4 protein-coding genes are annotated in these 4513 nt (G+C 71.0%); 3 read left to right on the plus strand and 1 reads right to left on the minus strand.

Features of this window, described 5'->3' with window-relative positions:
- From ACHFFZ_RS05420 to ACHFFZ_RS05430, 3 genes are all read left to right on the plus strand, one after another.
- Positions 1-461: DoxX family protein (locus tag ACHFFZ_RS05420; RefSeq protein ID WP_394275641.1), on the plus strand; the 461-nt coding region annotated here is incomplete at its 5' end.
- A gap of 90 nt (positions 462-551) precedes the next feature.
- Positions 552-1283 (plus strand): response regulator transcription factor, encoded by a 732-nt coding sequence (locus ACHFFZ_RS05425; RefSeq protein WP_394275642.1) that lies wholly within the window; start codon positions 552-554, stop codon positions 1281-1283.
- Positions 1280-2746, plus strand: coding sequence for an ATP-binding protein (locus tag ACHFFZ_RS05430; protein ID WP_394275643.1), 1467 nt, complete (start codon positions 1280-1282; stop codon positions 2744-2746). Before ACHFFZ_RS05425 ends, ACHFFZ_RS05430 begins: the two co-directional genes overlap by 4 nt.
- A gap of 3 nt (positions 2747-2749) precedes the next feature.
- Here the strand turns inward: ACHFFZ_RS05430 and ACHFFZ_RS05435 are convergent, their stop codons facing one another.
- Positions 2750-4159, minus strand: a complete 1410-nt coding sequence (locus ACHFFZ_RS05435; RefSeq protein WP_394275644.1) for a hypothetical protein — start codon at positions 4157-4159, stop codon at positions 2750-2752.
- Positions 4160-4513: the final 354 nt, after the last annotated feature.

Genomic DNA, 4513 nt, shown 5'->3' on the forward strand with positions numbered 1-4513 from the left:
CACCCATGAGGGCCCTGGTCTCCTTCCTGCAGAACATGAGCCTGCTGGCCGTGCGCATCTGCTTCGGCCTGCTGATGATCGCCCACGCCTGGCACCGCTGGAAGGTGGTCGGCATGCCCGCCGAGATCGGCCACCTGCAGGACCACCAGGTGCCGCAGCCCTACCTGCTGGCCTGGGGCAGCCTCACTCTGGAGGTCGTCGGCGGCGTGCTGCTGGTCTTCGGGCTGCTCGTGCCGCTGGTCGCCCTGGTGGTGCTGGTGCAACAGGTGCTGGTGGCGGTGTGGGTGAAGCAGTCCGGCGGCCTGTACAACCACACCGACGGCTGGGAGCTCAATGCGCTGCAGGCGATGGTGGCCCTGCTGCTGGTCTTCTTCGGCTCCGGCCGCGCCGGGCTGGACGCGCTGCTCTTTCGTCGGCGCCACGAGGACAACGAACGTCTCGAGGTGCGCGAGTACGCCTGATCCGGCGCAGCCGTCCGGCAGACTGGGCCTCACAGGCAGCACACAGCAAGGGCACAGCCCCCTGCTGGCCGAGCAGCAGAAAGTAGAGTCATGGCACGCTTCGAGAAGACCGAACAGCTCACCCGGCCCGATGGCTCCCCCATCCGGGTGCTCACCGTCGACGACGAGAAGAGCCTCACCGAGCTGCTCAGCATGGCAATGCGCTACGAGGGCTGGCAGGTCAGCACCGCCGGCAGCGGCACCGAGGCCGTCAAGGTGGCCCGCGAGGTGCGGCCCGACGCCATCGTGCTCGACATGATGCTGCCCGACTTCGACGGGCTGGAGGTGATGCGCCGCATCCGCACCGGGCAGCCCGACGTGCCGGTCATCTTCCTCACCGCCAAGGACGCCGTCGCCGACCGGATCGGCGGGCTGACCGCCGGCGGCGACGACTACGTCACCAAGCCCTTCAGCCTGGAGGAGGTGATCGCCCGCCTGCGCGCCCTGCTGCGCCGCAGCGGCGCCACGGCCCCGGTCAACGACTCGATGCTGGTGGTCGGCGACCTGACCCTCGACGAGGACTCCCACGAGGTGACCCGCGGCGGCGACCAGATCACCCTGACCGCCACCGAGTTCGAACTGCTGCGCTACCTGATGCGCAATCCCAAGCGGGTGCTGTCCAAGGCACAGATCCTGGACCGGGTGTGGAACTACGACTTCGGCGGCCAGGCCAATGTGGTCGAGCTCTACATCAGCTACCTGCGCAAGAAGATCGACCACGACCGCGAGCCGATGATCCACACCATGCGCGGCGCCGGCTACGTGCTGCGCCCCGCCGCATGAGCCAGGTCGTCGTCGGCCACCAGCCAGGATCGACGGCCGCGCTGGCTCCCCTGCCCCAGCTGGGGCGCGGCACGCTGAGCCGCACCTTGGTGCTGCGGATCGCCACCCTGGTGGCCGCCCTGGCCCTGGTGCTCGGCACCGCCAGCATCCTGGCCACCCGCCACCAGCTGGTCTCGGCCGTCGACCAGCAGCTGTACAGCGCGGTGGCGCGTGGCGAGCGCTTCGACGGCTCCCACCGGATGGATGGCCGCCCGATGCCCGGCACCCAGGTCGGGCAGGTGAACGTCACACTCAGCGAGGGCACCACCCGCGGTGAGCTGTGGGTGGAGGGGGGCAACTCCGACCTGGCCCAGAGGGTCACCCGCCAGCTGGTCGGGAGCCAGCCGCGCCAGCCCACCACCATGGAGCTCGAGGGGCTCGGCTCCTACCGGGCCGTCGCCTCCACCTCGCCCAGCGGCACCACCCAGATCGTCGCCCTGCCCCTGTCCCAGGTGAACCACACCCTGCGCCAGCTGCTGCTGCTGGTGCTCGGGCTGACCGCCCTGGCCATCGCCATCGCCGTCGCCGCGGTGCGGGCCGTCGTCGTGCGCGCCCTCACACCGCTCACCCGGCTGGCCGCCACCGCCACCGAGGTCTCCAACATGGCCCTGGAGCGCGGCGAGGTGGTGCTGCCCGAACGGCTCAACCAGATGGATGCCGACCCGCGCAACGAGGTGGGCCGGGTGGGTTTCGCCTTCAACCACATGCTCGACAACGTCGAGGACGCCCTGGCCACCCGCCAGGCCTCGGAGACCAAGGTGCGCCAGTTCGTCGCCGATGCCAGCCACGAGCTGCGCAACCCGCTGGCCTCGATCCGCGGCTATGCCGAGCTCACGCGACGCAGCGGAGAGCAGCTGCCCACCGATGCCGAGCACGCGATCGGGCGCATCGAGTCCGAGAGCACCCGGATGAGCCGGCTGGTGGAGGACATGCTGCTGCTGGCCAGGCTCGACAACGACCCCCAGCTCGACCTGGCCGAGGTGGACGTCGTGGAGCTGGTGCTCAATGCCGTCTCCGACGCCCAGGTGGCCGGGCCCGACCATGACTGGGGCGTCGACCTGCCCGAGCACGGCGTCGTGGCCCGCGCCGACGCGCTGAAGCTGCACCAGGTGGTGGCCAACCTGCTGGCCAATGCCCGCAAGCACACCCCGGCCGGCACCCACGTCACCGCCGGCGTGGCCGTCGAGGGACGCCAGGCCGTCATCACGGTGCTGGACGACGGACCCGGCGTCGACGAGTCGGTGCGCGACCACGTCTTCGAGCGCTTCGCCCGCGGTGAGGGCTCGCGCACCCAGTCCTCGGAGGGCTCCACCGGGCTGGGCCTGGCGATCGTCGCCGCCGTCATGGAGGCGCACGGAGGACAGGCCAGCCTCGACTCGGCCCCCGGTCACACCTGCTTCACGCTGCGGGTGCCGCTGGCCTGAGGCTCAGCAGGACTCCACCGAATCGGTCCAGCAGGCCTCGCGCAGGTAGAAGATCGCCGCCGAACCGCCGGCCTGGGAGGAGCCCGGGTACCAGTCGAGTGCCATGCCGTCCTGGTAGCCGGTGGCGCCGGCCTTCTCGTTGGCGTGCTTGGCGAGCCACTCCTGGATCTTGGGGCCCTGCTGGAAGAGCGAGGTCACCTGCTTCACCTCAGTGGTGGCGGCCTCGGTGACCGTGGCCCCCGCACCGGCCTGGCTCTTCACCTTGAGGTAGGTGATCTCCATGCCGCTGACCCGGTAGTCGATGCTGTGGGTGATCTCCTTCTCGGTGCGCTCACACTTGACGTCGTCACTGCCCTTGCAGGTGTAGCCGAGCTTGTCGAGCTCGGCGGCCAGCGGCTTGGCCGGCAGCAGGCTCACCGGCATGGCCCGGTCGGGCACCCAGCGGTCGACATAGGCGACGATCGACCCGTCGCTGCTGCCGCGGGCCACGATGTCACCCTGCTCGGTCTTGGCGTACTCCTCCTCGGTGCCCGCCCGCACCGCCTTGAGCAGCTCGTCACGCTGCTTGTCGTCGGCCGCCACCTGGCCGGCCAGGTACTGCTGCAGGGCCAGCGCCTTGGGGTCCTTGCCACCCTTGCCGTCCTGGACGTTGAGGGCGACGCGGCCCAGCCGGGATCCCTTGGCACCACCGACATAGGCCATCATCACCGGGTCACTGGTGTAGTGGGTGCACGTCCAGGAGTCCATCCCGGCCTGGCCCTCCTCGGCGCAGGTGAACCCCTCGTCGGTCAGGTGCTTCTTCACCACGGCAACGGTTCCGGGGCCGGGCACCTGCCCGGGAGCGCGTGAGACGGTCGCCGACGGCGAGGCGCTGGCGGGGGCGGGGGCCGACGGCGAAGCGGCCGGCTGCGGCTGGGCGGGGTTGTCCTCGCGCTGTGAGAGGTACCAGGCACCGCCGCCCAGGGCCAGCACCAGGGGCAGCGCGAGCCACCACGCCTTCCTGCCGTTGGGGGCGTCATCGAGGCGTTCGGTGACGGTGGCGCCGGTGGGCACGGGGGTCGGCTCGACGGCCCGGTGACGCGGGATGACGGGTTCCTCCCGCTCGGTCTGGGGGCGCTCGGCCCGCGCGCGCGGTGCAGCCTGCTCGACCCGCGTGGACTGGTCCTCGGGGTTGGCCGCCCGCCGGCTCGGCCTGCTGGCCGGGCGCTTGGCAGGATCCTCGAAGGGGCTTCTCTCCTGCGGCGCCGCGCCCTCCTCGGCAGGATCGAAGACCCGACGGGCACGGCTGGGCATCGCGTCCTGCTCGGGCTCCGCGGCGCGACGTCGCGGGCCGGCCGGGGTCTCGTCCTGGGGATCGGCGGCACGACGGCGGGGTGCGCCGCTGGGGCCGATGGGCTCCTCGTGCTCAGTCACGCCCGCCAGCCTAGTGCTCCCATCCCATGGATTCCGTACAGATGGGCGCACGGCTGGTACCGGCACGGCGCGTTGGCTTGCCAGCCCGTTGCTCCTCGACCAGACTTCGCCCTCGACCAGCACTTCAACCCCGCCGCCAGCCAAGCCCCGAAGCCACCATGGGTGTCCACGATCCGGCCAGCCCCCAGCTCAACAGATTCCGCAGCAGGTGCCCACCACCTAGTCTGGACACATGACAGACCTGACCCGTTCCGCCGTCGCCCAGATGATCGACCACACCCTGCTCAAGACCGATGCCACGCCCGAGCAGGTGCTGGCGCTGGCCGACGAGGCTCGCGAGCTGGGCACCTATTC

It is taken from the genome of Luteococcus sp. (genome assembly GCF_043424415.1).
Lineage (GTDB): Bacteria > Actinomycetota > Actinomycetes > Propionibacteriales > Propionibacteriaceae > Luteococcus.